Origin of the sequence: Micrococcus lacusdianchii, assembly GCF_023155805.1 — a bacterium.
Classification (GTDB): domain Bacteria; phylum Actinomycetota; class Actinomycetes; order Actinomycetales; family Micrococcaceae; genus Micrococcus; species Micrococcus lacusdianchii.
Map to the genome: position 1 here is coordinate 36,119 of NZ_JAKNUW010000013.1, position 24,385 is coordinate 60,503.

Genomic DNA, 24,385 nt, shown 5'->3' on the forward strand with positions numbered 1-24,385 from the left:
GGCGACCATTCTGACCTACGGGCACGGCGCGCACGCAACCGCGGAGCAGGGGGCGGACCGCGCGGGAACATCGGGCCGCCGTCGCCGGTTGGCACCGGACATGAGCACCCCTGAGCCGAGCATCAACCCTGCCGTCGCCCCGGCGGACGCCGCCGACGCGGACCGCACGCCCCTGACCGACGAGGAATGGGCCCGCCGCCTGACCCCGCAGGAGTTCGACGTCCTGCGCCGCGCGGGCACCGAGCGTCCGTACACGGGCGAGTACTGGGACACCCACGTGGAGGGGGTGTACGCGTGCCGGGCGTGCGGGCAGGAGCTGTTCCGCTCCTCCGAGAAGTTCGACGCGCACTGCGGCTGGCCCTCCTTCTTCGCCCCGCTGGCGGAGGACCGCGTCGAGTACATCAAGGACGCCTCGCTGGGCATGGAGCGCATCGAGGTGCGCTGCGCCGCGTGCGGCTCCCACATGGGGCACGTGTTCGCCGGAGAGGGCTACGGCACCCCCACGGACCTGCGGTACTGCATCAACTCGATCTCGCTGCGCCTGGACCCGGGCCCCCTCACCCCGTCCCAGGACCCCGCGGACGAGGACGCCGCGCCGGGCCGGGGACGGGCGTGAGCCCCGCTCCGGGGCTGCGCGCGTTCGCCTCGGACAACTACGCCGGCGTCCACCCGGACGTGTGGGCCGCCCTGGCCGACGCGGACGCGGACCACGCCGTCTCCTACGGCGCGGACCCGCTGAGTGGGCGCCTGCAGGAGCGGGTGCGGGACCAGTTCGGCGAGCAGGCCTTCGCCGTCCCGGTGTTCACGGGCACGGCGGCCAACGTGCTGGCCCTGCAGGCGATGACACCGCCGTGGGGCTGTGTGCTCACCGCGTCCGGCTCCCACCTGCTGCACGACGAAGGCGGCGCGCCCGTGCGGATCGGCCGCGCCCCGGTGATCCCTCTGGCCACCGACGACGGCCGGCTGCGACCGGAGATGCTCTCCGCCCATCTGGACCGGCGCGGAGACGTGCACGCGAGCCAGCCCGCCGTCGTCGCGATCGCCCAGGCCACCGAGGTCGGCACCGTGTACACCCCCGAGCAGGTGCGGGCCCTGGCGGACGCCGCCCACGACGCCGGCCTCACCCTGTACATGGACGGGGCCCGGCTCTCCAACGCCGCCGCCGCCCTCGACCTGCCGCTGCGGGCCTTCACCACCGACGCGGGCGTGGACGTGGTCTCCTACGGGGGCACCAAGAGCGGGGCCATGGGCGCCGAGGCCGTCGTCGTGCTGGACCCGGAGGCCGTGGTGGCCGCCCGGCTGCTCGGTCCCGCAGACCTGCCGGGCCAGGACCCCGCCGACGCCCGCGCGCGTGCCGCGCAGGCCCTGGGATACCTGCGCAAGCAGGACATGCAGCTGGCCTCCAAGCACCGCTACCTGGCCGCCCAGCTGCTCGCGCTGCTCACCGACGATCTGGGCGTGCGCCTGGCCGGACGCGCCAACGCCATGGCCGCCGCGCTCGCCGACCGGGTGGCGGGGCTGGACGGCGTCGAGCTGGTGCGCGCCCCCGAGGCCAACGCGGTGTTCGCCCGCCTGGACCGGACGGTCGCGGACCGGGTGCGCGCGCGGCACCCGTTCTACGACTGGGACACCGCGGCCCGCGAGGTGCGCTGGATGACCTCGTGGGACACCACCCCGGCGGACGTGGACGCCTTCGTCACCGCCCTCACCGAGGCCCTCGAGGAGGCCGCGGCCCGCTGAGGGGCCCGGCCCGGCGTCGTGCGGCGCGCCCCCGGCCCGCGGGCGCCCGCCCGCCCTAGGCTGGGCCCATGAGCACCCCCGGTCCGCTGCGCGCCGTCGGCGCGCCGGCTCGTCCCGCGCCGACGGCGGCGTTCCGGGACGCCCTCGCGGACCTGCGCGACGCGCGGCCGCGGACCGAGGTGCGCCTGCGCCGGATCGAGGCCCCGCGCGGGCTCGCGCCGCACGCCGTGGCGCTCGCGGCTGAGGTCCACGACCCGGCGGGCGGCGGCGAGGCGGCGCTGGCCACGGGCCGGTTCGTGCTGCTGCACGACCCGGCCGGTTCCCCCACGTGGCACGGCGTGTTCCGGGCCGTCACGTACATCCGGGCCAGCCTGGAGCCGGAGGCGGCCGCCGACCATCTGGCCGGGGCCGTCGCGTGGACGTGGCTGACCGAGGCCCTGGACCTGCGGCACGCCGAGCACACCCACGCCGGGGGCACCGCCACACGCCAGCTGGCCGAGCACTTCGGCGTCCTGGCCGAGGAGCCGGGGTGGACCGACCTCGAGCTGCGCGCCTCGTGGACCCCCGCCCCGCGGGACCTGGGTGCCCACCTCGAGGCGTGGTCCGACATGATCTGCGCCTTCGCCGGCCTGCCCCCCGAGGCCGACGCCGAGCCGCCCCCCGCCGCCCGACGATGACCGAGACCCCGAGTCCGACCAGGAGCCCCATGCCCCACGCCGACCCCCCGTCCACTCCCGCCGCGCCCGTCCCCGCCCCCGCGCTGGTCTCCGCGCCGGCGGGCGGCGTCCCGCGCGTGACGGACACACTCGCCGGCCTGACCGCGTGCGCCCGCGCGCTGCGGGCCGGCACCGGGCCGGTGGCGGTGGACGCGGAGCGGGCCTCCGGGATCCGCTACGGCCAGCGGGCCTTCCTCGTGCAGCTCAAGCGGGAGGGCGCAGGCATCTGGCTCGTGGACCCCGAGGCCCTCGGGGACCTCAGCGAGCTGGGCGAGGCGCTGGCCGGCGTCGAGTGGATCCTGCACGCCGCCAGCCAGGACCTGCCGTGCCTGGCCGAGCGGGGCATGGCCCCGGACCGCCTCTTCGACACCGAGCTGGCCGCGCGCCTGGCGGGCCTGCCACGCGTGGGCCTGGCCGCCGTGCTCGAGTCCCGCCTCGGCCTGACCCTGGCCAAGGAGCACTCCATGGCCGACTGGTCCACCCGGCCGCTGCCCGAGCAGTGGCTCAACTACGCCGCCCTGGACGTCGAGCTGCTGATCGAGCTGCGCGACTCCCTCGCGGCGCTGCTGGCGGAGCAGGGCAAGCTGGAATGGGCCGAGCAGGAGTTCGAGCACGTCCGCACCGCCGCCCCGCCGGCGCCGCGCCTCGACCCGTGGCGGCGCACGTCCGGCTCCCAGGCCCTCACCAGGCCGGTGCAGCGGGCCGTGCTGCGCCGGCTCTGGCAGGCCCGCGAGGACCTGGCCCGCCACCGGGACACCGCCCCCGGCCGCCTCCTGCCGGACTCGGCGCTGGTGGCGGCCTCCGCCTCGCCCCCGCGGACCGTCCCCGAGCTGCGCGGCCTGCGCGGCTTCCACGGCCGGCACGCCGCCAAGGAGGCCCCCCGCTGGCTCGCCGCGGTCCGGGCCGGGGTGCACGACGCCGACGCCGGCCAGGCGCCCCCGCGCCACGCCCCCGGCGGCTCCGACGGTCCGCCCCCGCACCGCTCGTGGAAGGACCGCGACCCGCTCGCGGACCGCCGCCTGAAGACGGCGAGGCCCCGGATCGCCCGGCACGCCGAGGCCCTGGGCATGCCCACGGAGAATCTGCTGACCCCGGACACGCTGCGCCGTCTGTGCTGGGCCCCGCCGGAGCCGATCACCCCCGAGGCCGTGGCCGCGGCGCTCGCCGACCACGGCGCACGCCCATGGCAGGTCGAGGCGGTGTCTGCGATCGTCACGGTGGCGCTGCTGGACCCGGACCCCGTCCAGGACTGACGCCCCCGAATGCCGGGACGAGTGGTCGCAGGTACAGTGAGAGCCGTCTCACAACCGTCCGCCATGTCTGGGAGCACCATGAGCCACCACCCTGTCCCCCTGTCCGATGTCGACCGTCTCGTCCAGCTCGCCCAGGACGAAGTCCTGACGCGCGCCGAGGTCACCGACCACCCCCTGCCCGGCGACGCCGGCACGCTGGCACTGATCACCCTGGACAACGGCCAGGGTCCGCGTCGGCCCGCCACCCTCGGCCCCGCCACCCTGATCGGCCTCGGCGAGGTCCTCGACGCCCAGGCCGCCCGCGCCGAGGCCGGTGAGATCCAGGCCCTGGCCGTCACCGGCGTGGAGGGCGTCTTCGCCGCCGGCGCGGACCTCTCCCTGGTGGCCTCCCTGCCCGCCGACGCCGAGATCGGCCGCGCGCTGGCCCGCCTGGGTCACGCGGTCTACGACCGCCTCGACGCGTTCCCGGCCCCCACGTTCGCGTTCGTCAACGGCACCGCCCTCGGTGGCGGCCTCGAGCTCGCCCTGGCCGCCGACCACCGGATCGTGGCCCCCGACGCGAAGGGCTTCGGCCTGCCCGAGGTGCGCCTCGGCCTGATCCCCGGCTGGTCCGGCGTGTGGCGTGCGCCCCACCTGATCGGCCCGGAGGCCGCCCTCGAGGTGGTTCTGAAGAACCCGCTGGACAACAACCGCACCCTGGACGCCCGCGCCGCCTACGCGCTCGGTCTCATGGACGTCGTCGCCGAGACCGACCTGCTGGCCGAGGGCCTGCAGCTGGCCGCCACGGTGGTCTCCGGCGGCACGGCACCCGCCGCGGACCGCCCCGGCCCGGACGTCTCGGACGCCGCCTGGGACCGCGCCCTCGCGGCACTCGAGAAGCTCCAGGCCACCCGTCCCGGCCGCGAGCTGCCCGCCCGCCACGAGCTGGCCGAGCTCTTCACCGCCGCCCGCACCCGCTCCCGCGCCGAGTCGGCCGAGGCCGAGGCCGAGAGCCTCGCCCGCCTCATCGCCACCGCGGAGTTCCGCCGCACCGTCTACGCCTTCCTCGGCCTCGTGCAGGGCCGTGCCAAGCGTCCGGCCGGACACCCCGGCGCCGAGCTGGCACGCGAGGTCCGCAAGGTGGGCGTCGTGGGCGCGGGCCTGATGGCCGGCCAGCTGGCGCTCGTCTTCGCTCAGCACCTGCAGGTGCCGGTCGTGATGACGGACATGGACCAGGAGCGCGTGGACCGTGGCCTGGCCGGCGTGCGCTCGCAGGTGGAGCGCATGGTCTCCCGCGGGCGGATCACCGCCGAGCAGGGTGAGGCCCTGGCCGGTCTCATCACCGCGGACACGGACAAGTCCGTGTACGCGGACGCGGACTTCGTGATCGAGGCCGTGTTCGAGGAGCTCGAGGTCAAGCGCACGGTGTTCCGGGAGCTCGAGGGGATCGTCTCCCCCGAGGCGATCCTGGCCACGAACACCTCCTCGCTGTCCGTGGCGGCCATGGCCGAGGTGCTCGAGCACCCCGAGCGGCTCGTGGGCTTCCACTTCTTCAACCCCGTGGCGCAGATGCCGCTGATCGAGATCGTGCGGGTCGAGCAGACCTCCGACGAGGCCGTGGCCACCGCCTTCGAGCTGGCCCGGCGCCTGCGCAAGACCGGCGTGCTGGTCAACGACGCCGCCGCGTTCGTGGTCAACCGCGTGCTGCTGCGCCTGATGGGTGAGGTGCAGGCCTCCTTCGACGAGGGCACGGACGCGCACACCGCCGACCACGCCCTCCACCCGCTGGCCCTGCCCATGACGCCCTTCACGCTCGCGGCGATGGTGGGCCTGCCCGTGGCCCAGCACGTCTCCGAGTCCCTGGCCGCCGCGTTCGGCGAGGAGCGCTTCCCCGTCTCCCCGAACGTGCAGCGCATGATCGACGCCGGCAAGACCGCCCTGTGGGCCAAGGACGTCCGCAAGGACCGCCGCGAGGAGGAGGCTGCCGGCGCGACCGGCGAGACGATCCCCGAGGCCACCGCGGCGCTGCTGGAGCAGGGCGACGCCCCGCAGACCGCGGAGCAGCTGCGCACCCGGGTGGAGGACGCCCTGGCCGAGGAGATCGGCCTGCTCCTGGACGAGGGCGTCGTCGCCGCCCCCGAGGACGTGGACCTGTGCATGATCCTGGGCGCCGGCTGGCCGCTGCACCTGGGCGGGATCACCCCGTACCTGGACGACTGCGGCGCGAGCGAGCGCGTCCGGGGCAGGCGCTTCCACGCCTGATCCGCCCCGCACCGGCCGCGCGGCCGGACCGCCGCCGCCCGGGGCCCTCCTGCGAGGGCCCCGGGCGGCGGCGTGCTGAGGCCCGGTGAGGCGGGCCCGTGGGGGTCAGTGCGGCAGGGCGGCGAACGTGTGCAGGTCCGCGGCCAGGCTCTCGAGGGCCTCGGCCTGGGTGGCCACCGGGGCGGACGCGGTCCCGCCGCCCCAGTCGGAGGCCACCACGACGCCCGCGCGCACCGTGTGCACGGCCAGCACGTGGCCCTCGGAGACCACCTCCACCCGCCGGTCGGCCACGCCGCCCGGCGAGTCCGCATCGGCCACGCGCAGCACGGCCCGCGGCATCCGCAGCGGACCCTGCAGCGGCGATGCCTCCTCCAGGCGGGCGTGCTCGGCGCCCCCGGCGGCCGCGGCGGCGGGCACCAGCAGGTGCTCGGCCCATGAGGGCACCACGTCCGGGGCCAGGCCGACGCGCTCGCGGTCGATCCGGACCCGCTGGGCCGTCGCAGAGTCCTCGTGGTCGCACCAGGTCCACGTGGCGCCGACGTCGGTGAAGGCCACCCGCGCCTGGGCGAGGTACCGCTCGGGCAGGTCGGCGCGAGCCCGGCGCTGGGCGCCCGTGGGCTGGAAGGCCATCCGCGTGGTCAGCACGCCCTCCCTCAGGCGGCGGTGCAGGAAGCCGGCGTGCACCCCGTCCAGGGACACGGCCTCCCAGCGGTCGAACGGGGTCAGGTCGAATCGGGCGGTCACGGGGCTCTCCTGGCGGCGGGGGATGGGCGGTGGGGACCCCCGCATCATCCCATCCGGGCGCGGACCGGGTGACATACTGGACGGATGACCTCGCAGGACACCCCCGACTCCGTCTCCCCCACCCCCTGCCGCGGCGGCTGCTCCGAGCACGCCGCGGGCGCCACCCGCCGCACCGTGCTCAGCCGCGGCTCGCTCGCGGCCCTCGCCGGCGCCGGCACTCTCGCGCTGGCCGGCTGCACGCAGGAGATCAAGGACAAGGAGAATGCGCAGGACCACTATGCGGGCTCGGAGCTCACCGACGCGCTGGCCGCGGAGGACCTCCCGGTGGGCGCCGCCCAGGCCGTCGAGGTGAACGGTCGGACCCTGCTGATGCACCGGGTGGACGAGGAGACCGTCACGGCCCACTCCAACGTGTGCACCCACCAGGGGTGCCTCGTGCAGCCCGTGGACCGCGCCGAGGGACCGGCGTACGCCTGCCCGTGCCACGGCTCCAACTTCGACCCGGTCACCGGCGAGCCCTTCGGCGGGCCGGCCCGGCAGCCGCTCATGGACTACGAGGCCGCCGTGCAGGACGGACGCATCGTCGTCAAGCTCTGAGCCGGCTCACTCCCCCGGCTCGGCCGGCGCGCCGTAGCGCCGCGCGGGCAGCCGCCCCGGATGGCGGGCGTGCCCCGCGTACGGGTCGGGGCGGCCGATCGAGGTGGGGACCGCCCGGCCGGTCCGTGGCGGCGGCAGCACCACCGGGTCCCGGCGGTTGGGGTCCCAATCGGGCTGGGCCGCCCGGCGGGCCGGGTAGTGCCGGTGGCGCCACCAGAACCAGATCAGCGCGCCGAGGCCGGGCAGCAGCATCATCGTCAGCGCCCACGGCAGGCGCCGCCGCTCGTCCAGCGGCCCGCGCAGCAGGGACACGAGGCCGGCCACCCACAGGACGCCCACGAGGGCGGACGCGGCCCACCACAGCGCCGCCACCGCCGCCTCCCCACCCGTGGGGACGAGGGGACCGACGCCGGCGGCGAGCACCGCCGCCCCGGAACCCATCAGAACAGCGCCACCGGGTCGGGCGCCGGGAACAGCGCGTCCAGCTCCGCGAGGTCCGCGGAGGTGGGCACCCAGTCCGCCGCGCGGGCGTTCTCCGCGATCTGCTCGGGGCGCGTGGCGCCGGCGATGACGGAGGCCACCGGGCCCTGGGCGGCGAGCCAGCCGATGGCCGCCTGCACCTCGGTGATCCCTCGCGCGGACGCGAACGCGCCGAACGCGGCCAGCTGCCCGAGGTCCGCGTCCGCCACCATGTGCTGCCGCACGTGGGACAGGCGCGAGCCCTCCGGGGCGGTGCCCTGCGAGTACTTGCCCGTGAGCAGGCCGTTGGCCAGCGGGAAGTAGGGCAGCACGCCCAGGCCGTACTCGGCCGCGGCGGGCAGGACCTCGAGCTCCGCCCGGCGGTCCAGGAGGTTGTAGTGGTTCTGGGCGGAGACGAACCGCTCCGTGCCCAGCTCCCGGGCCACGTGCTCGGCCTGCGCGATCTGCCAGCCGGCGCGGTTGGAGTGGCCCACGTACAGCACCTTGCCGGCGCGGACGAGGTCGTCGAGCGCGGAGAGCGTCTCCTCGATGGGGGTGCACCGGTCGGGGGTGTGGAACTGGTACAGGTCGATCCGGTCCGTACCGAGCCGCCGCAGGGACGCCTCCACGGCGCGCACGATGTACCGCCGGGCGCCGCGGGCGCCGTCGTCCCGGCCGTTGGCCCCGGCCATGTCCATGCCGAACTTGGTGCCGATCACCGCCTCGTCCCGCCTCGCCCCGAGCGCGGCGCCGAGGCGGGTCTCGGAGAGCCCGGGCTCGGCGCCGTACATGTCCGCGACGTCGAAGAAGGTGATGCCGGCCTCGAGCGCGGCGTGGACCACCGCGTCCGAGCCGGCCTGGTCCAGGGTGGCGGTGCCGGGGCGGCCGAGGTTGTTGCACCCCAGGCCCACCACGGACACGCTGAGGCCGGAGCGGCCCATCCGTGCGGTGCGCATCGGGTCAGGCCCTCCCCTCGGCGGCGCCGCGGGACACGGCGCGGGCCGCCACCTTGTTGGGCTGCACCCCGTGCGCGCGCTTCGCCGCCGCGGGCACCTCGGCGCACGCCTTCGCGGCGTGCGGGGTGCGGACGGTGAGCACGAGCTCGCCCTCGCCGTCGACCACGTCCGTCACCTCGCCCAGCCCGCGCCACGCGAGCTGGTGGGTGAGCTCCTCGCGGAGCGTCTGGGCGTGCCGGCGCTCGATCTCGGTCGCCGCGCGCCCGCGCAGTCGCAGGCCCACCTCGACGACGTCGAACGTCTCCGGGTCCGCCTCGACGAAGCCCTCCTCCAGCCCGTGGGCGAGGAACGCCGCCAGCAGCTCGCGGCCCTCGTCCTCGTCGGCGACCGGCTGGTCGCTCACGGCGCCGGGATGGCCCACGCGGCCGTGGTGGACGGTGACGACGGAGGCATCCGGCTCGAGCCAGGCCTCCCGGTACTCGAACACGCGGCGGCCGTCCTCGGCCGTGGTGTCCCGCTGCAGGCGGACGATGCTCACGACTGCTCCTCTCCAGGGGTGTGGCTCCGGGCCTCGGCCCCGAGCGTCGGGGCGGCGCCGCCGTCCCGCTCCGGGACGGGCCGCGCGTACGGGACCTTCGCGCCCAGGACCTGGGCCACGGTGTCCTGCGTGATGCGCTGCGCGGTGAGCCCGACCCGCGCGAGCACCTGGTCACGGGTGCCGTGCGCGAGGAACTCGACGGGCAGGCCGACCTCGTTCAGCGCGGTGTCCACGCCGGCGGCACGCATCTCCTGCCGGATCCGGGATCCGACGCCGCCGGCGCGCACGCCGTCCTCGAGGCACACCACGATCCGATGGCGGGCCGCCAGGCGCACCACGGACTCCGCGACCGGCAGCACCCAGCGGGGGTCCACCACGGTGGCGGAGATGCCGTGCTGGGACAGCCGGCGCGCCACGTCGAGGCCGAGCTCGGCGAACGAGCCCACCGCCACGATCAGCACGTCGCGGTCAGCGCCGTCCTCCCCCGTGGCGTCACCCAGGCGGGCGAGGACGTCCGTGCCGTCCGCCAGGCGCTCGAGGGCGCGCACCGGCTCCCCCACCGAGCCCTTGGCGAAGCGCACCACGGTGGGGGCGTCGTCGACGGCGACGGCCTCGCGCAGCTCCTCGCGCAACGTGTCCGCGTCCCGGGGCGCGGCGATCCGCAGCCCCGGCACGGACTGAAGGAGGGCCAGGTCCCACATGCCGTGGTGGCTGGGGCCGTCCGGTCCGGTCACGCCGGCGCGGTCCAGCACGAACGTCACGCCCGCCCGATGCAGGCCCACGTCCATCAGGACCTGGTCGTACGCCCGGTTCAGGAAGGTGGCGTAGACGGCCACCACGGGGTGCAGGCCGCCGAAGGCCATGCCCGCGGCGGAGGTGACGGCGTGCTGCTCGGCGATCCCGACGTCGAACACCCGGTCCGGGTGGGCGGCGGCCATCGGGGCCAGGCCCACGGGGTTGCGCATCGCGGCGGTGATGGCGACGACGTCGGGGCGCTCGTCCGCGATCGCCGCCATCTCCTCACCGAACACCGACGTCCAGGACTGCGCCGTCGAGGAGGAGACCGGCTCGCCGGTCTCCGGGTCGATCCGCCCGATGGCGTGGAACTGGTCGTCCTCGTGGGCCACCGCGGGGGCGTACCCGTGGCCCTTCTCCGTGATGGCGTGGACGAGCACGGGCCCTCCGTAGGCGTGGGCGTCCTCGAAGGCCGCCTCGAGCGCGGCGAGGTCGTGCCCGTCCACGGGGCCGATGTACTTCATGCCCAGATCCTCGAACAGCCCCTGGGGGGCCCACAGGTCCTTGAGGCCCTTCTTGGCGGCGTGGAGGGACCGGTACACGAGGTCGCCCGCGGTGCCGGCCCCCTGCAGCCGTCCCTTGAGCAGGTCGAGGGTCTGCTCGTAGCGGCGATGGATGCGCACCTTGTCCAGCACGCCGCGGCGCAGCCCGCCGAGGTGGTCCGCGAGCCCGCCCACCGTCGGGGCATAGGAGCGGCCGTTGTCGTTGACCACGATCACCACACGGCGTCCCCGGTCCGCGGCGATGTTGTTCACAGCCTCCCAGGCCATGCCGCCGGTCAGCGCGCCGTCGCCGATCACGGCGACGACCGTGCGCTCCCCCTGCCCGGTCTGCTGCCACGCGCGCGAGATGCCGTCCGCCCAGGACAGGGAGGAGGAGGCGTGGGAGGACTCGACGACGTCATGCTCCGATTCGGCGCGGTCCCCATAGCCGGACAGCCCGCCCTCCTGGCGCAGCGAGGCGAAGTCCTGGCGACCGGTGAGGAGCTTGTGCACGTACGACTGGTGGCCGGTGTCGAACACCACGGCGTCCCGCGGGGAGTCGAAGACCCGATGGATCGCCAGGGTCAGCTCCACGACGCCCAGGTTGGGACCGAGATGGCCGCCGGTCTGGGAGACGTGCCGGATCAGGAACGCGCGGATCTCCGCCGCGAGGCCGGGCAGGTCGTCGGCGGACAGGGCCGCGAGGTCGGCGGGCCGCGTGATCTGGGGCAGCAGGGGGGCGCCGGCGGCGCGGGGCTTCTCGGACATGGTCGTACCAGGGTACTCCGCGCGCACGACGGCGGCCCGTCGCCCCTCCGCGCGGGAGGGGCGACGGGCCGCCGTCGAGGGCAGGCCGGCGGGCGTGGCGCCGGCCGGGCCTGCGGGATCAGGCCTTGGCCGCGATCTGACGCAGGACGTACTGCAGGATGCCGCCGTTGCGGTAGTACTCGGCCTCACCGGGGGTGTCGATGCGGACGACCGCGTCGAACTCGGTGACCTTGCCGTTCTCGCCGGTGGCCGTGACCTTCACGGTCTTCGGCGTGGTGCCCTCGTTGAGGGCGGTGATGCCGGAGATGTCGAAGGTCTCGGTGCCGGTCAGACCGAGCGAGTCGGCGTTCTCACCCTCGGGGAACTGCAGCGGCAGCACGCCCATGCCGATGAGGTTCGAGCGGTGGATGCGCTCGAAGGACTCGGTGATCACGGCCTTGACGCCCAGGAGCGCCGTGCCCTTGGCCGCCCAGTCACGGGAGGAGCCGGAGCCGTACTCCTTGCCGCCCAGGACCACCAGCGGCGTGCCCTGCTCGGCGTAGTTCTGCGCCGCGTCGTACACGTAGGCCTGCGGGGCGCCCTCCTGGGTGAAGTCGCGGGTGAAGCCGCCCTCCACGCCGTCGAGCAGCTGGTTCTTGATGCGGATGTTCGCGAACGTGCCGCGGATCATCACCTCGTGGTTGCCACGACGGGAGCCGTAGGAGTTGAAGTCCTTGCGCTGCACGCCGTTCTCCAGCAGGTAGCGGCCCGCCGGGGTGTCCGACTTGAAGGAGCCGGCCGGGGAGATGTGGTCCGTGGTCACGGAGTCGCCCAGCTTGAGCAGGACGCGGGCGCCGGAGATGTCCGACACCGGGTCCGGCTGCATGGTCATGCCCTCGAAGTACGGGGGCTTGCGCACGTAGGTGGACTTCTCGTCCCACTCGAAAGTGGAGCCCGAGGGGGTCTCCAGGGACTGCCAGCGCTCGTCGCCGTCGAAGATCGTGGCGTACTGCGAGGTGAACATCTCGGTGTCGATCGACGCGTCGATGATCTGCTGGACCTCGGTCGGGTCCGGCCAGATGTCCTTGAGGAAGACGTCGTTGCCCTCCGTGTCCTGGCCCAGGGCCTCGTTCTCGAAGTCGAAGTCCATGGTGCCGGCCAGGGCGTAGGCGACCACCAGCGGCGGGGAGGCCAGGTAGTTCATCTTCACGTCCGGGTTGATGCGGCCCTCGAAGTTGCGGTTGCCGGAGAGCACCGCGGTCACGGACAGGTCGTTCTCCTGGATGGCCTCGGAGATCTCGGACTCCAGCGGGCCGGAGTTGCCGATGCAGGTGGTGCAGCCGTAGCCGACCACGTTGAAGCCGAGGTCGTTGAGGGACTCGCGCAGCCCGGACTTCTCGTAGTAGTCGGTCACCACGCGGGAGCCCGGGGCCACGGAGGTCTTCACCCACGGCTTGGACGTCAGGCCCTTGGCGACCGCGTTGCGGGCCAGCACGCCGGCCGCCATCATCACGGAGGGGTTGGACGTGTTGGTGCACGAGGTGATCGAGGCGATGGACACGGCGCCGTGGTCCAGCTGGAACTGGCGGCCGTCGGGCATCCGGACGTCCACGCGCTTCGACGGGCGACCCTGCACGGTCGTGGCGTCGGTCTGACGCGGCGCGTCGGCGGCGTCGGAGGTGTCGCCGGGGGTGGCGCTCGGGGCGTCGGAGGCCGGGAAGGACTCGGCGGAGGCCTCGTCCACGTCGCCCAGCTGGTCGTCCTGACCGGCGTAGTCGTGCAGGTCCTTGCGGAACTGCGCCTTGGAGTCGGTCAGGTCGATGCGGTCCTGCGGCCGCTTCGGGCCGGAGATGGAGGGCACCACGGTGGACAGGTCCAGCTCGAGGTACTCGGAGTAGGCGACCTCGGAGGACGGGTCGTGCCACATCCCCTGCTCCTTGGTGTACGCCTCCACGAGGGCGACCTGCTCCTCGGAGCGGCCGGTCAGGCGCAGGTAGTCGAGGGTGACCTCGTCGATCGGGAAGATCGCGGCGGTGGAGCCGAACTCGGGCGACATGTTGCCGATGGTGGCGCGGTTGGCCAGGGGCACGGAGCCGACGCCCTCGCCGTAGAACTCGACGAACTTGCCGACCACGCCGTGCTGGCGGAGCATCTCGGTGATGGTCAGCACCACGTCGGTGGCGGTGGCGCCGGACGGGATGCTGCCGGTCAGCTTGAAACCCACGACCCGCGGGATCAGCATGGACACGGGCTGGCCGAGCATCGCGGCCTCGGCCTCGATGCCGCCGACGCCCCAGCCGAGCACGCCCAGGCCGTTGACCATGGTGGTGTGCGAGTCGGTGCCGACGCAGGAGTCCGGGTAGGCGCGCAGCACGCCGTCGACCTCGCGGGTCATCACGGTGCGGGCCAGGTTCTCGATGTTCACCTGGTGGACGATGCCCATGCCCGGGGGGACGACCTTGAAGTCGTCGAAGGCGGTCTGGCCCCAGCGCAGGAACTTGTAGCGCTCCCCGTTGCGCTCGTACTCGATCTCCATGTTCCGCTCGATGGCGGCGTCGTTGCCGAAGGAGTCGATCTGCACGGAGTGGTCGATCACGAGCTCGGCCGGGGAGAGCGGGTTCACGCGCTCCGGGTCGCCGCCCAGGTCCTGGATGGCCTCGCGCATGGTGGCCAGGTCCACGACGCAGGGCACGCCGGTGAAGTCCTGCATGATCACGCGCGCCGGCGTGAACTGGATCTCGGTGTCCGGCTGGGCGTTCGGGTCCCAGGCGGCCAGGGCCTTGATCTGGTCGGCGGTCACGTTGGCGCCGTCCTCGGTGCGCAGCAGGTTCTCCAGCAGCACCTTCAGGGAGTAGGGCAGCTTCTGCGCCCCCTCGACCTTGTTCAGACGGAAAATCTCATACTCGGCTCCCTTGACGTCCAGGACGCCCTTGGAGCCGAAGCTGTCGACAGTGGTCATGTGAGGACTCCTCATTCCCGCCCGGTGTCGACCGGGCGCATGGTCCGACGGGGGTCGGCCTCCGCGCCACGCCCACATCCGGCCGGAGGCCGGATGTGGGCGTGGCCACATCGGCCGCGCTGCGCTCCACCCTACCGCGCGGGGCCCCCGATCACGCCGCATGTCGCGCGCCGGGGGCTCCCCGTGACCGTCAGCGGGCGGCGGCGACCTCGGCGGCCGGGCGCAGCAGGGTGACCGACTCGAGGTGGTGGGTGTCCGGGTAGAGGTCGATCACCCGGGTGCGCTCGACCTCGTAGCCGCCCTCGCGCAGCCACGCGAGGTCGCGGGCGAACGAGGCGGGGTCGCACGAGACGTACACGACGCGGCCGGGGGCCAGGGCCAGGATGCGCTCGACGACGCGGCGGCCGGCACCGGCGCGCGGCGGGTCGAGGACGACCGTGTCGAGGGCCCGGCCCTCGAGTCCGCCGCCGGAGGCGGGCCGCTCCGGCTCCTTGAGCCAGCTGCCCAGGACCTTGTCCGTGGGGCCGTTGAGGATCCCGGCCTGCGGCAGGGACAACAGGTTGCGGCGGGCGTCCTTCGAGGCCTGCCGTGCGGCCTCCACGGAGTAGACCAGGCCCTCCTCCCCCACGGCGTCGGCCAGGAACGCGCTGAACAGGCCGGCGCCGGCGTAGAGGTCCGCCACGATCTGGCCCGGCCGCGCGTCGGCGTCCTCGAGGACCGCGTCCACGAGGGTGGCCGGGGCGTGGCGGTGGACCTGCCAGAAGCCGTCCCCCGTGACGCGGAAGGCGCGCGTGCCGCCGCGCTCGGTCGCGACCGTCTCCTGGACCCAGGTGCGGCCCGTGATGCGCTCGATGCGCGTGGGGGCGTGGCGCTTGGACCCCGGGACGGCGAACCCGGCGGAGAGCTCCACGTCCGAGGCGTTGGCGGCCTGGCGCACACGGGTGCGCAGCTTCCCCAGGCGCGCCTCGTCGGCGAGGGTCTGCGGGGTAGGCGTGACCAGCACGAGCGGACGCGAGCCGTCCGCGGGCGTGGCGACGTCGACCCGGGCCGCACCGGTGAGGTCACAGTCCCACAGGGCCAGCGCGTCCAGGGCGGGCACGCCGAGGGGCATGTTGCGCACGGGCAGCAGCACCGCCGAGCGGTGGGCGTGCATCGCGATGTGCCCCTGCGGGTTCACCGCGAACGCGTTGCGGGTGCGCCAGTGCTGGCCGGTGGGCTCGTCCTCCGGGCCGGCGTGCAGCACCTCGGGCTCCACCGCGGCGCCGGCGATGCGGGCCACGGTGTCCCGGAACACCTGCGCCTTGAGGCGGCGCTGGTGGTGCACCACGATGTGGCCGAACTCGGCGCCGCCCACGGGCAGGCGGCCGGAGGCGTGCGCGCGCAGCGAGTCGGCGAGCTTCCACTGGTGGATGCGGCGGAACTCGGAGCCGCGCAGCACCTCGACGACGTCGCCGCGCCAGAAGCGCGCGCCCGGATCGGCCTCGGTGAGGACGACGCGCACCTGCTCGCCGGGGATCGCGTGGCGCGCGAACACGACGCGCCCCTCGTGGCGGGCGACGCAGTGGCCGCCGTGGGCCATGGCCCCCGTCTCCACCTCGATGATCGCTCCGATGCCGGTGGCCTCGGGGGTGGTCTGCGTGACCGTCATGGCTGTGCTCCTCTCCGCACGGGCGCGCCTCGGCCCTTGTGGACCACGGCGTCATGGCTCACTGTACCGCCCGCACGGGCCGACCCCCCGCCCGGCGGGGGCCTTCAGAGCGCGGAATCGTGCGGATCGCGGCGGGTGTGATGCACAGCATCCGGTGCCGCCGGGTCCGCGGCCCGCGGGTCCCCCTCGTGGATCTGCCACGGGACCGAGCCGACCATCACACCGGCCTCGCGCTGCAGCCGCCGGGTCAGGCGCGTGGCGGTGCGGTTGTGCAGGAGCGTCCGCCAGCCGGGCCGGACCACGTACTCGGGCAGGAAGACCATGACCAGGTCCCGCGGCGAGCGGCTGCGCCGCGAGCGCACGTGCCGCACGAGGGGCACGACGGTGTCCCGGTAGGGGGCGGCCACCACGGTCAGCGGGACGGGCAGGCCCGCCCGGGCGAAGTCCTCGACCACCCGCTCGGTGGCCTGCCGGTCCGTGTCCACCACCACGGCCTCCAGGGAGGAGGGCCGGGTGGCGCGCGCGTAGGCGAGGGCGCGCAGGGCGGGTCGGTTGAGGGTGGAGACCACCACGACCACGTGCACGCGGGAGGGCAGGGCCCGCGCGTCGTCCTGTGTGTCCGGTGCGAGCTCGGCCTCGACCGCCCGGTAGTGGCGGCGGATCCGGCCCATCACCAGGGCGCCGAAGAGGATGGCCAGCAGCGCGACCCACGCGCCCTGCCGGAAGCGGGTCACGAGGACGACGACGGCGGCCAGGCCCGTCACGGCCAGGCCGAGGGCGGTCACGAGGTAGCGCAGCCGCACGGAGGCGCGGGCGCGCACGCCCGGGGTGTGGGCGAGCTTGCCCCGCCACAGGCGCACCATGCCGATGAGCGCCAGGGTGAAGGCGAGCAGCACGCCGATCACGTACAGCTGCACGAGCAGGGCGGTGCGGGCGCGGAAGACCGCCAGGAGCAGGAGGGTGCCGGCGCCCAGGGCGAGGACCCCCCACGTGTGCACCAGGCGGTCGCCGCGCACCCGCAGCTGGCGCGGCAGGTACCCCTCGGCGGCGAGGCGGGAGGCCAGGGCGGGGAAGGAGTGGAAGGAGCCCCGCGCGGCGACGAGCAGCAGCAGGCAGGTCACGGCGATGACGGCGGTGGCTCCCGGGGAGCCGGCGCCGAAGACCGCGTCGGCGAGCTGCCCGAGGACCGGTCCGGGCTCCTCGCCCGGGGCGAGCGGCGTGCCGTCGGGGTGGCGCAGCGCCGCCGGGTCGAGGGCCACGACCGCGCCGGTGCGCTGGGCCAGGTGCATGACGCCGACGGTGAGGGCGCCCACCACCAGCGCCAGGACGGCCAGGACCCAGCGCACGGTGCGCACGGCGGGCCGGGCCATGCGGTGCGTGGCGGACAGGGGCACCTCCACGCCGGTGAGCAGGACCGAGCCGGCGCTGAAGGCGCGCAGCGCGAGGAGGGCCGTGGCGAGCGAGCCGGCCGGGCCGAGGCCTGCGTCCGCGACCGTGAGGCCGGCCGTCGACGCCGCCGCGAGCCGTCCCTGGCTGTCCTGCCACAGGCCCACGGCCACGAGCGCGGCGAGCAGGACGACGAAGGCGGTGACCACCACGGGGATGAGCCGCCCGCGCCCGGCGTCGCCGCGCAGTGCGGACAGCAGGACGACGATGAGCGCCGCCCCGGCCACGAGCCACGTGAGCCCGTCCACCGCGGGCACGAGCACGGAGAGGTGGTGGGCGAACGCCGCCACGGACACGGCGGCGGTGAACACGAAGTCGAGCAGCAGCGCCGCGGCCGCGAGGACGCCCGAGCGGGGTCCGAGCTTGGTGCGCGCCATGCGGTGGATGCCGCCCTGGGGGACGGCCACCACGGCCGCCCGGAAGGCCAGGACCGTGAGCACCATCACGGCCACCACGGCCCAGCCCACGAACGGGCCCAGCCACAGGGTGGCGCCGCCGGCGGCCACGAGGGTCAGGATGATCTCGTCCGGGGCGTAGGCGAGGGAGGACAGGGCGTTCGAGGAGGTGGCCTGCAGCGCGCGCCACCGGCCCAGTCGGGGCGCGTCGTGCACCGAGGACGCCACGGGCCGGCCCAGCAGCGCCCGGCGGAGGATCGAGGACGGCGAGCTCACCGGACCACGGTACCCCCGGCGGGGTGGGAGAATGGTGACCGGCGTCGTCGGGGCGCCGTCGGCAGCGGGAAGGAGCGGGCATGGCCCACTACGTGATCGTCGGGGCGGGCCGGGTGGGTCGACGCCTGGCGTCCGACCTGGACGCCGCCGGACACTCCGTGGCACTCGTGGACCGCTCGGCCCACGCGGCCGAGGCCGCGACGCCGGGCGAGGTCGTCGTGGGGATCGGCTTCGACCGGGACGCGCTGCGCCGGGCCGGGATCGAGCACGCCCAGGGCCTGGCCGCCGTCACCGCGGATGACAGCACCAACATCATCTCGGCGCGCGTGGCCCGGGAGACGTTCCACGTGCCGCACGTGGTGGCCCGCATCTACGACGCCGAGCGCGCCCGCGTGTACCAGCGGCTGGGCATCCCGACGGTGGCCTCCGTGGAGTGGACGGCCGACCAGGTCCTGCACCGGCTGCTGCCGGCGGGCACGGCCGACCCGACGCGACGGGACCCCTCCGGGCGGCTGCTGATGACCGAGTCCATGCCGCACCGCTCGTGGTGCGGGCTGCCCCTGACCCGGGTGGAGGAGCTGGCGGGCCTGCGGATCGCCTACCTCACCCGCTACGGCGAGGGCGTGCTGCCCGCCGCGGACGGGGTCCTGCAGGAGGGGGACGTGGTGCACGCCGTGTACCCGGTGGAGGACCGGGACCGCGTGGAGACGCTGCTCCAGGGCGAGGCCACAGGGGCCCGCACCCGCGGGGCCGAGGATGAGGACGACGAGGAGGACCGCGCATGAGGGTCGTGATCGCGGGGGCGGGCGCGGTGGGCGCCTCGATCGCGCGGGAGCTGGAGCGGCACGGCCACGAGGTGGCCGTCGTCGAGGTCCGGCCCGACGCGGCGGCGAAGACGGACGTCGGCGGGGCGAGCATGGTCCTGGGGGACGCCTGCGACCTGAGGGTGCTCCGCGAGGCGGGGACCCTCTCCGCGGACGTGCTGGTGGCCGCCACGGGCGACGACCGCGCGAACCTCGTGGCGTCCCTGCTGGGCCGCAGCGAGTTCGGCGTGCGGCGCACGGTGGCGCGCGTGAACAACCCGCGCAACGACTGGCTGTTCGACGAGTCCTGGGGCGTGGACGTGGCCGTGTCCACGCCGTCCATCATGACCGCCCTCGTGGAGGAGGCCGTCGAGTCCGGCGACCTCGTGCGGCTGCTCCGCCTCGAGGCCGGGGGCGCCGCGCTCACCGAGTTCCGCGTCCCGGCCGGCCACTGGCTGCGCGGGCGCCGCGTGGGCACGGTCTCCTGGCCGCTCGAGGCCCCGCTGCTGGCCCTGGTGCGCGACGGCGCACCGCGCCCGTCCGCCCCGGACGAGGTCCTCGAGGAGGCCGACGAGCTGTTCTTCCTGGTCGCCGCCGAGGCGGAGGCGGCCCTGCGCCGGCTGCTCGTGGGCCCCGAGGCGGATCAGCCGCGCCGGGTCGCCGTGGACGGCGCGGAGGCCGGCGCCCCGGGGGCGGAGCCGCGCGGCGAGGACACGGACCAGGCCAGCCACAGCCCCAGCGCGTAGAGCGGCAGGCCCATGACCACGCGGGCGATCCCCAGCCCCGTGGTCGAGTCCGCGAGGTAGAGGGGCAGCTGCACGGCGAGGCGCGCCGCGAACACGCCGGCCAGGATCCACGTGGCCGCCGCGTACTGCCGGCGCCGGCCCGGCTCGGCGCGCCACTCGGTCCCCTCCCCGCGGAGGAGGCCGAACAGCACGCCGGCCAGGGGCCAGCGCAGCACGATGGAGAGGACCATGGCCACGAGGTAGAGCGCGTTGGTCAGCAGGCCCCACACATAGAAGTCCGCGGCGCGGCCCGTGGTGAGCGCGAGGGCGACCGACAGGCCCACCACCACCACGCCCGCCGCCACCTGGACGGGCGACTGGCGCTGCACCAGCCGGAGGGCGCCCATGGCCACGGCCACCGCGAGCGCCGCCGCGCCCGCGGGCCACACCTGCCCCGTGATCAGCGACGCCACGAGGAACACGAAGGTCGGCAGGGACGCCTCCACGATGCCCCGCACGCCGCCGACGCTCGCGAGCGGATCCAGGCGGCCGCGTCCGTCGAGGGCGGGCCCGGACGGCAGGGGTCCGCGCACGGCGTCGGGGCCGGGCGCGACGGCGGGGTCGGACGGGTCCGCGGGACCGGTCGGGTCCGGCGTGGGCGTGGGCGCGGTCATGGGCTCTCCTGGGATGGGACCGGCGGGGCGGTCAGGTCGGGCTCGGGGCCTCGTCGAGGAGGTGGAACTCCGGGTTGTGGACGGTGGGCTCCCCGTCCAGGTGGTGCACCCGGCCGCGCAGGCGCAGCCACGCGCCCGGCATGACACCGGTCACCCGGTCGCGGCCGTGCCACACCAGGCTCAGGGTCTCCTGCGGCTCCACGCGGCCAGGACGGGGCAGATCCGGCGCCAGCTGCGCCCGGAACACCGTGGCGTCGTCCGCGCCGTGGAAGGTCACGGCCATGACGACGCCGGTGCGCCACTCCCCCGCGTCCGGCGCGCGCCGCACGCTCACCGGGTCTCCGTCATCTCCGGCCCCCGCCCGGGCAGGGTCGGGCCCCCGGTGCCGCCCTCGGCGGCGCGGGCTCCCTCGCGCCCGGCGCCGAGCACGTCGCCCGCGGGCTGAGCGGGACGCCGCCGGCGCACGGGCTGGGCGTCCGCGGGCGGGTGCAGGGGCAGCAGGTCGCGCGGGGGCAGGGGCCCGTCGCCGCGCACCACGACGACGCCGGAGAGCACCCGCTCGAGATCGGCGGCGGCGTCGGGCTGGTAGGCGGCCTCTCCGTGGAAGACGCCGCGCACGAACCAGCGCGGTCCGTCCACACCGACGAACCGGGCCACGTTCCACCCGGGCGAGCCGTCCGGCAGGGATGCCGGCACGCGCGTGAGCAGCTCGGCGCCGAACGCGCCGCGCTGCTCCTGCACGTGGGCACCGGGGGTGGCCGAGAGGGTCTCGAGCAGCTCGGCGCGCAGCTCGTCCCACAGCCCCGCGGCCCGGGGGGCGGAGAACGCCTGGATCTGCAGCGCCGAGCGGCCCATGGTCACGGTGACGGCCACGATCCGCTGGGTGGCGTCCTCGAGGTCCAGGCGCAGCTTCATGCCGCGCACCGCGGGCACCCGCAGGCCGCCGAGGTCCACGTAGCCGGAGGTGCCGGGACGGGCGGCGACGTCGTGGGGCCCGCGGGCGCCCTCGCCGGGGGCCGCGGCGGCCTCCGCCTCGGCCTCGACCTGGCGGTCCCGCTCGTCCTTGAGCTGGTCGGGGAGCACCACCTGCTCGTGGCGCACGGTGCGGTTGCGTCCGAAGATCATGCGGTCCTCCCGGAGGTCGACGTGGGGGTCTGGGGGTCGACGGCGGCGCCGAAGCCGCCGCTGGAGCCGAAGCCGCCCATGCCGCGGTCGGAGTCGGGGAGCGCATCCACGGGGACGAAGCGCGCCCGCACCACGGGCTGGATCACGAGCTGGGCGATCCGGTCGCCCCGCCGCAGGGTGACGGGCGTGCGCGGGTCCAGGTTGATCAGGGGCACCATGATCTCGCCGCGGTAGCCGGCGTCGACGGTCCCCGGGGCGTTGACCACGCTCAGGCCGTGGCGGACCGCCAGGCCGGAGCGGGGGTGGATGAAGCCGGCGTGGCCGTCGGGCAGGGCCAGGGCGACCCCCGTGGGGACCAGGGCGCGCTCCCCCGGAGCGAGGCTCACGTCCACGGTGGTCCGCAGGTCGGCGCCCGCGTCCCCCGGGCGGGCGTACGAGGGCGGCGGCAGGTCCGGGTCGAGGGCCTGCAGGGGCACGTCGGTCGTGGCGGAGTCGGTCACGGGCCCCGACTCTACCTCTCCGCCACGCGGCCGGGGCGGCGACCGGCGCCGATGTGGGAAGCTGGAGGACATGCACGAGGAGACCCGCACGGCCGAGATCCGACCCGACCGCCCCGCCGACGGCCCACACTCCCCGGCCGGTGCGGGGGCGGTGCTGTTCGCGGAGCGGCTGAGGCCCTCGCCCGGCGTCTGGGTGGTGGCCGCGATGCTCGCGGGGCTCACCATCCTGGTGTTCGCCCCCATCGACGTGTGGCTGGGTGTGGCGGCGGCCATCGGGTTCTTCGTGGTGGAGGCGATCGTGCTGATCGCCTCGACGCCGCGCATCGTGGTCACCGACTCCTCGCTCCAGGTGGGGCGGGCGCAGATCGAGCGCCGCCACGTGGGCGAGGTGACCGGACACCGCGGAGAGTCGGCCCGAGCGCAGCAGGGCCCGCTGCTGCACGGGTTGGCCTATGTCACGGTCCGCGGCTGGATCGCCCCGGTGGTGCGTGTGCAGATCACGGATGCGCGGGACCGCACGCCCTACTGGCTGACCAGCACCCGCCGTCCCGAGGAGCTCGTGGCCGCCCTCGGCGGCCGCATGGCCGACGAGGCCGCCTGAGCGGGGCTCAGCCCTCGCAGTCGGTGCAGTAGACCAGCTCACCCTCCTCGCGGGCGGCCTGGGAGCGATGGCGCACGAGGAAGCACGAGGCGCACGTGAACTCGTCCGACTGGGCGGGGAGCACCCGCACCATCAGCTCCTCGCCGGAGAGGTCGGCACCGGGCAGCTCGAAGCCCTCCGCGGCCTCCGTCTCGTCCTCGTCCACGACGGCCGACTGCGTGTCCGTGCGCCGCGCCTTCAGCTCCTCGATCGAGTTCTGGCTCAGCTCTTCCTCGTTCTTGCGAGGTGCGTCGTAGTCGGTGGCCATGGTGGGGATCTCACGCTCCGCTGGTGGGGGTCGGCACCGGGGCCGGTGCCTGGGGCGGCGCCGGGTGCGGGATCCGCCCGTGGGGCGTCCCCGGCCAACGCCGTTGCGCGTAGATTGTGCACCATGGTCTCCGGGGCGCCAAATGCTCCCCACGGGGGACGCACCCGCCCTCCGTCCCGGGCTGCGCGCCCGACCGGGGGCGGGGCGGGGCTCCCGTTAGGATCGGACCAGCCCGGGCACCGGCGACGCCCGTGCCGCACCGGGCCGAGACCACGATGGAAAGGGATGTCCCCATGGCGGAGCTCCGACTCACCGGTCCGACCGAGGACGGCGACGCGTTGCGTCTGACCAGCCCGGACGGGTCCGCGCACACGCTCCCGGTGACCCCGTACCTGCGACGGCTCGTGGTGGACCAGGGCGAGGCCGCCACACCGGAGGACCCGGCCCCGGACGCGGCGCCGCAGGACCCCGCCGACGATGCGGAACGCCCCGAGCCCGCCGTCCCCGTGACACCCGTGGCGGACCAGGCGGACGTCCGCGCGGCCGCCACGGCCGACGCCGTGCCGCTGAGTCCCCGCGAGATCCAGACGCGCATCCGGGCGGGCGCCACCGTGGAGCAGGTGGCTCGGGAGTCCGGCAACGCCTTCTCCCGCATCCGCACCTACGGGTTCCCCGTGCTCGCCGAACGCGGCTACATCGCCCAGCAGGCGCAGGGCGTGGAGGTCTGGGTCGGCGGCCCGGACCTGTACTCCTCCACCGTCACCGACGGAGGGCCCACCACGCTGGCCGAGCTGGCCGCCCACCGGCTCGCGGAGCTGGGCGTCGACGTCGGCGCCCTCGAGTGGGACGCATGGCGTGCGGGCGCCGGCGACTGGACGGTGGTGGCCGCCTTCCCCGCGCCCGAGGGGACGGCGCTGCCCACCCGGGAGGAGCCGCCCGCGCGGTGGTCCTTCCGCCCCTCCGGCCGCCACCTGGACCCGCAGAACGCGTGGGCCCGCATCCTCTCGGACGCCCAGGCCTGGGACGTGCGGCATCCCGCCGCGGACGGGGAGCCCGCCGCGGACGTCGCCCCGCCCCTGCCCGCGGAGGAGGACGGCGCGTCCGACGCGGCCGTCGACGCCGGGCAGGACGCCGTGACCCCGCGGGGCGCGGTGTCCGCGAGCGCCGACCGGGACGCGGACCTGCTGGAGATCCTGCGCAGCCGTCGCGGTCGTCGCGTGGGCCAGGACGAGGAGTCCGACGACGCGCTCGCCCACCTGATCGCCCGCGGAGCCCAGGCCCGGGAGGCGGCCGAGCACTCCGAGGAGGAGACCGCGGGCCCGTCCCCGGCGGCCCCGGGCGACGCGCCCGCCGAGGAGGCCGCCGACACCCCGGCCCCCAGCCGCGCCGCGCGACTGCTGCGCGGTCTGCCCGCCCTCCCCGAGGACGACGCCGAGGCGGACGCCCAGGAGGATCGCGCGGACGACGGGCCGGAGACGGCACCCCCGGCGACCCCGGTCGAGCGGACGGACGAGGACCCCGCCGCCGAGCCGACGCCGCGCCCCGGCCGCGAACGCCCCGCGATGCCCACGCCGCGTCCCCGGGCCCGCTCGGCAGCGCGCCGCGCGTCGGTGCCCAGCTGGGACGACATCGTCTTCGGCCGCAAGGGCGACTGAGGC

At 75.5% G+C, this 24,385-nt stretch carries 23 protein-coding genes; 10 read left to right on the plus strand and 13 right to left on the minus strand.

Features of this window, described 5'->3' with window-relative positions:
* Positions 1 to 100 precede the first annotated feature (100 nt).
* From msrB to MA879_RS09125, 5 genes are all read left to right on the plus strand, one after another.
* Entirely contained in the window at positions 101 to 616 is a 516-nt protein-coding gene (gene msrB / locus MA879_RS09105; RefSeq protein ID WP_248125369.1) for a peptide-methionine (R)-S-oxide reductase MsrB, read from the plus strand.
* Entirely contained in the window at positions 613 to 1,740 is a 1,128-nt protein-coding gene (locus MA879_RS09110) for a threonine aldolase family protein (RefSeq protein WP_248125371.1), read from the plus strand. The genes msrB and MA879_RS09110 overlap by 4 nt, the downstream gene beginning before the upstream one ends.
* Before the next feature lie 68 nt (positions 1,741 to 1,808).
* A complete protein-coding gene (locus tag MA879_RS09115) occupies positions 1,809 to 2,417 on the plus strand; it encodes a DUF3000 domain-containing protein (protein ID WP_248125373.1) in 609 nt (202 codons plus the stop codon).
* Between the two features lie 29 nt (positions 2,418 to 2,446).
* A complete protein-coding gene (locus MA879_RS09120) occupies positions 2,447 to 3,709 on the plus strand; it encodes an HRDC domain-containing protein (protein ID WP_248125375.1) in 1,263 nt (420 codons plus the stop codon).
* 78 nt (positions 3,710 to 3,787) lie between these two features.
* Positions 3,788 to 5,950, plus strand: a complete 2,163-nt coding sequence (locus MA879_RS09125; RefSeq protein ID WP_248125378.1) for a 3-hydroxyacyl-CoA dehydrogenase NAD-binding domain-containing protein — start codon at positions 3,788 to 3,790, stop codon at positions 5,948 to 5,950.
* A gap of 105 nt (positions 5,951 to 6,055) precedes the next feature.
* Here MA879_RS09125 and MA879_RS09130 read toward each other — a convergent pair whose 3' ends face one another.
* Positions 6,056 to 6,694, minus strand: a complete 639-nt coding sequence (locus MA879_RS09130; RefSeq protein WP_248125380.1) for a hypothetical protein — start codon at positions 6,692 to 6,694, stop codon at positions 6,056 to 6,058.
* 84 nt (positions 6,695 to 6,778) lie between these two features.
* Here MA879_RS09130 and MA879_RS09135 point away from each other — a divergent pair, with 84 nt between their 5' ends.
* Complete coding sequence (locus MA879_RS09135; protein WP_248125383.1) at positions 6,779 to 7,291, plus strand: Rieske (2Fe-2S) protein; 513 nt, start codon at positions 6,779 to 6,781, stop codon at positions 7,289 to 7,291.
* Between the two features lie 6 nt (positions 7,292 to 7,297).
* Here MA879_RS09135 and MA879_RS09140 read toward each other — a convergent pair whose 3' ends face one another.
* From MA879_RS09140 to MA879_RS09170, 7 genes are all read right to left on the minus strand, one after another.
* A complete protein-coding gene (locus MA879_RS09140; protein ID WP_248125386.1) occupies positions 7,298 to 7,732 on the minus strand; it encodes a PLD nuclease N-terminal domain-containing protein in 435 nt (144 codons plus the stop codon).
* A complete protein-coding gene (locus MA879_RS09145; protein ID WP_248125389.1) occupies positions 7,732 to 8,706 on the minus strand; it encodes an aldo/keto reductase in 975 nt (324 codons plus the stop codon). The genes MA879_RS09140 and MA879_RS09145 overlap by 1 nt, the downstream gene beginning before the upstream one ends.
* Before the next feature lie 4 nt (positions 8,707 to 8,710).
* Positions 8,711 to 9,244 carry a hypothetical protein gene (locus tag MA879_RS09150; RefSeq protein WP_248125392.1) on the minus strand — a complete coding sequence of 178 codons (534 nt, stop codon included), beginning with the start codon at positions 9,242 to 9,244 and terminating at the stop codon, positions 8,711 to 8,713.
* Positions 9,241 to 11,289: a 1-deoxy-D-xylulose-5-phosphate synthase gene (gene dxs / locus MA879_RS09155; RefSeq protein WP_248125395.1), complete on the minus strand. Its 2,049-nt coding sequence runs from the start codon at positions 11,287 to 11,289 to the stop codon at positions 9,241 to 9,243. Before dxs ends, MA879_RS09150 begins: the two co-directional genes overlap by 4 nt.
* A 118-nt stretch (positions 11,290 to 11,407) precedes the next feature.
* Positions 11,408 to 14,227 carry an aconitate hydratase gene (locus tag MA879_RS09160; protein WP_248125398.1) on the minus strand — a complete coding sequence of 940 codons (2,820 nt, stop codon included), beginning with the start codon at positions 14,225 to 14,227 and terminating at the stop codon, positions 11,408 to 11,410.
* 190 nt (positions 14,228 to 14,417) lie between these two features.
* Entirely contained in the window at positions 14,418 to 15,875 is a 1,458-nt protein-coding gene (locus MA879_RS09165; RefSeq protein ID WP_248125401.1) for a class I SAM-dependent RNA methyltransferase, read from the minus strand.
* A 104-nt stretch (positions 15,876 to 15,979) separates the two neighbouring features.
* Complete coding sequence (locus tag MA879_RS09170) at positions 15,980 to 17,992, minus strand: APC family permease (protein ID WP_248125403.1); 2,013 nt, start codon at positions 17,990 to 17,992, stop codon at positions 15,980 to 15,982.
* An 80-nt stretch (positions 17,993 to 18,072) separates the two neighbouring features.
* Here MA879_RS09170 and MA879_RS09175 point away from each other — a divergent pair, with 80 nt between their 5' ends.
* Positions 18,073 to 18,777 carry a potassium channel family protein gene (locus tag MA879_RS09175; RefSeq protein ID WP_248125406.1) on the plus strand — a complete coding sequence of 235 codons (705 nt, stop codon included), beginning with the start codon at positions 18,073 to 18,075 and terminating at the stop codon, positions 18,775 to 18,777.
* Complete coding sequence (locus tag MA879_RS09180) at positions 18,774 to 19,541, plus strand: potassium channel family protein (RefSeq protein WP_248125410.1); 768 nt, start codon at positions 18,774 to 18,776, stop codon at positions 19,539 to 19,541. The genes MA879_RS09175 and MA879_RS09180 overlap by 4 nt, the downstream gene beginning before the upstream one ends.
* Here the strand turns inward: MA879_RS09180 and MA879_RS09185 are convergent.
* From MA879_RS09185 to dut, 4 genes are read right to left on the minus strand one after another with little or no spacing between them, the layout of a single operon-like run.
* Positions 19,439 to 20,194, minus strand: coding sequence for a DUF3159 domain-containing protein (locus tag MA879_RS09185; RefSeq protein ID WP_248125414.1), 756 nt, complete (start codon positions 20,192 to 20,194; stop codon positions 19,439 to 19,441). The two genes, MA879_RS09180 and MA879_RS09185, sit on opposite strands and share 103 nt — an antisense overlap.
* Positions 20,195 to 20,225: 31 nt before the next feature.
* Positions 20,226 to 20,528 (minus strand): hypothetical protein, encoded by a 303-nt coding sequence (locus MA879_RS09190; RefSeq protein ID WP_248125416.1) that lies wholly within the window; start codon positions 20,526 to 20,528, stop codon positions 20,226 to 20,228.
* The gene (locus MA879_RS09195; protein WP_248125418.1) at positions 20,525 to 21,319 is read right to left on the minus strand and encodes a DUF3710 domain-containing protein; all 795 of its coding nucleotides are present in this window, start codon (positions 21,317 to 21,319) and stop codon (positions 20,525 to 20,527) included. The genes MA879_RS09190 and MA879_RS09195 overlap by 4 nt, the downstream gene beginning before the upstream one ends.
* The gene (dut, locus tag MA879_RS09200) at positions 21,316 to 21,819 is read right to left on the minus strand and encodes a dUTP diphosphatase (RefSeq protein WP_248125421.1); all 504 of its coding nucleotides are present in this window, start codon (positions 21,817 to 21,819) and stop codon (positions 21,316 to 21,318) included. The genes MA879_RS09195 and dut overlap by 4 nt, the downstream gene beginning before the upstream one ends.
* Positions 21,820 to 21,889: 70 nt before the next feature.
* On the opposite strand from dut, the gene MA879_RS09205 reads away from it, so the two are divergent.
* A complete protein-coding gene (locus MA879_RS09205; protein ID WP_248125424.1) occupies positions 21,890 to 22,420 on the plus strand; it encodes a DUF3093 domain-containing protein in 531 nt (176 codons plus the stop codon).
* A 7-nt stretch (positions 22,421 to 22,427) separates the two neighbouring features.
* On the opposite strand, the gene MA879_RS09210 is transcribed toward MA879_RS09205, so the two are convergent.
* Positions 22,428 to 22,727 carry a DUF4193 domain-containing protein gene (locus tag MA879_RS09210; RefSeq protein WP_135030242.1) on the minus strand — a complete coding sequence of 100 codons (300 nt, stop codon included), beginning with the start codon at positions 22,725 to 22,727 and terminating at the stop codon, positions 22,428 to 22,430.
* 293 nt (positions 22,728 to 23,020) lie between these two features.
* Between MA879_RS09210 and sepH the strand changes: the two genes are divergently transcribed.
* Positions 23,021 to 24,382 (plus strand): septation protein SepH, encoded by a 1,362-nt coding sequence (gene sepH / locus MA879_RS09215; RefSeq protein ID WP_248125427.1) that lies wholly within the window; start codon positions 23,021 to 23,023, stop codon positions 24,380 to 24,382.
* The last annotated feature ends 3 nt before the right edge of the window (positions 24,383 to 24,385 follow it).

Bases quoted from the DNA above. Each gene is read 5' to 3' on its own strand.
- msrB (WP_248125369.1), top strand. From the start codon at position 101: ATGAGCACCCCTGAGCCGAGCATCAACCCTGCCGTCGCCCCGGCGGAC.
- MA879_RS09115 (WP_248125373.1), top strand. From the start codon at position 1,809: ATGAGCACCCCCGGTCCGCTGCGCGCCGTCGGCGCGCCGGCTCGTCCC.
- MA879_RS09120 (WP_248125375.1), top strand. From the start codon at position 2,447: ATGCCCCACGCCGACCCCCCGTCCACTCCCGCCGCGCCCGTCCCCGCC.
- MA879_RS09125 (WP_248125378.1), top strand. From the start codon at position 3,788: ATGAGCCACCACCCTGTCCCCCTGTCCGATGTCGACCGTCTCGTCCAG.
- MA879_RS09135 (WP_248125383.1), top strand. From the start codon at position 6,779: ATGACCTCGCAGGACACCCCCGACTCCGTCTCCCCCACCCCCTGCCGC.
- MA879_RS09140 (WP_248125386.1), bottom strand. From the start codon at position 7,732: ATGGGTTCCGGGGCGGCGGTGCTCGCCGCCGGCGTCGGTCCCCTCGTC.
- MA879_RS09145 (WP_248125389.1), bottom strand. From the start codon at position 8,706: ATGCGCACCGCACGGATGGGCCGCTCCGGCCTCAGCGTGTCCGTGGTG.
- dxs (WP_248125395.1), bottom strand. From the start codon at position 11,289: ATGTCCGAGAAGCCCCGCGCCGCCGGCGCCCCCCTGCTGCCCCAGATC.
- MA879_RS09160 (WP_248125398.1), bottom strand. From the start codon at position 14,227: ATGACCACTGTCGACAGCTTCGGCTCCAAGGGCGTCCTGGACGTCAAG.
- MA879_RS09165 (WP_248125401.1), bottom strand. From the start codon at position 15,875: ATGACGGTCACGCAGACCACCCCCGAGGCCACCGGCATCGGAGCGATC.
- MA879_RS09175 (WP_248125406.1), top strand. From the start codon at position 18,073: ATGGCCCACTACGTGATCGTCGGGGCGGGCCGGGTGGGTCGACGCCTG.
- MA879_RS09180 (WP_248125410.1), top strand. From the start codon at position 18,774: ATGAGGGTCGTGATCGCGGGGGCGGGCGCGGTGGGCGCCTCGATCGCG.
- MA879_RS09185 (WP_248125414.1), bottom strand. From the start codon at position 20,194: ATGACCGCGCCCACGCCCACGCCGGACCCGACCGGTCCCGCGGACCCG.
- MA879_RS09195 (WP_248125418.1), bottom strand. From the start codon at position 21,319: ATGATCTTCGGACGCAACCGCACCGTGCGCCACGAGCAGGTGGTGCTC.
- MA879_RS09205 (WP_248125424.1), top strand. From the start codon at position 21,890: ATGCACGAGGAGACCCGCACGGCCGAGATCCGACCCGACCGCCCCGCC.
- MA879_RS09210 (WP_135030242.1), bottom strand. From the start codon at position 22,727: ATGGCCACCGACTACGACGCACCTCGCAAGAACGAGGAAGAGCTGAGC.
- sepH (WP_248125427.1), top strand. From the start codon at position 23,021: ATGGCGGAGCTCCGACTCACCGGTCCGACCGAGGACGGCGACGCGTTG.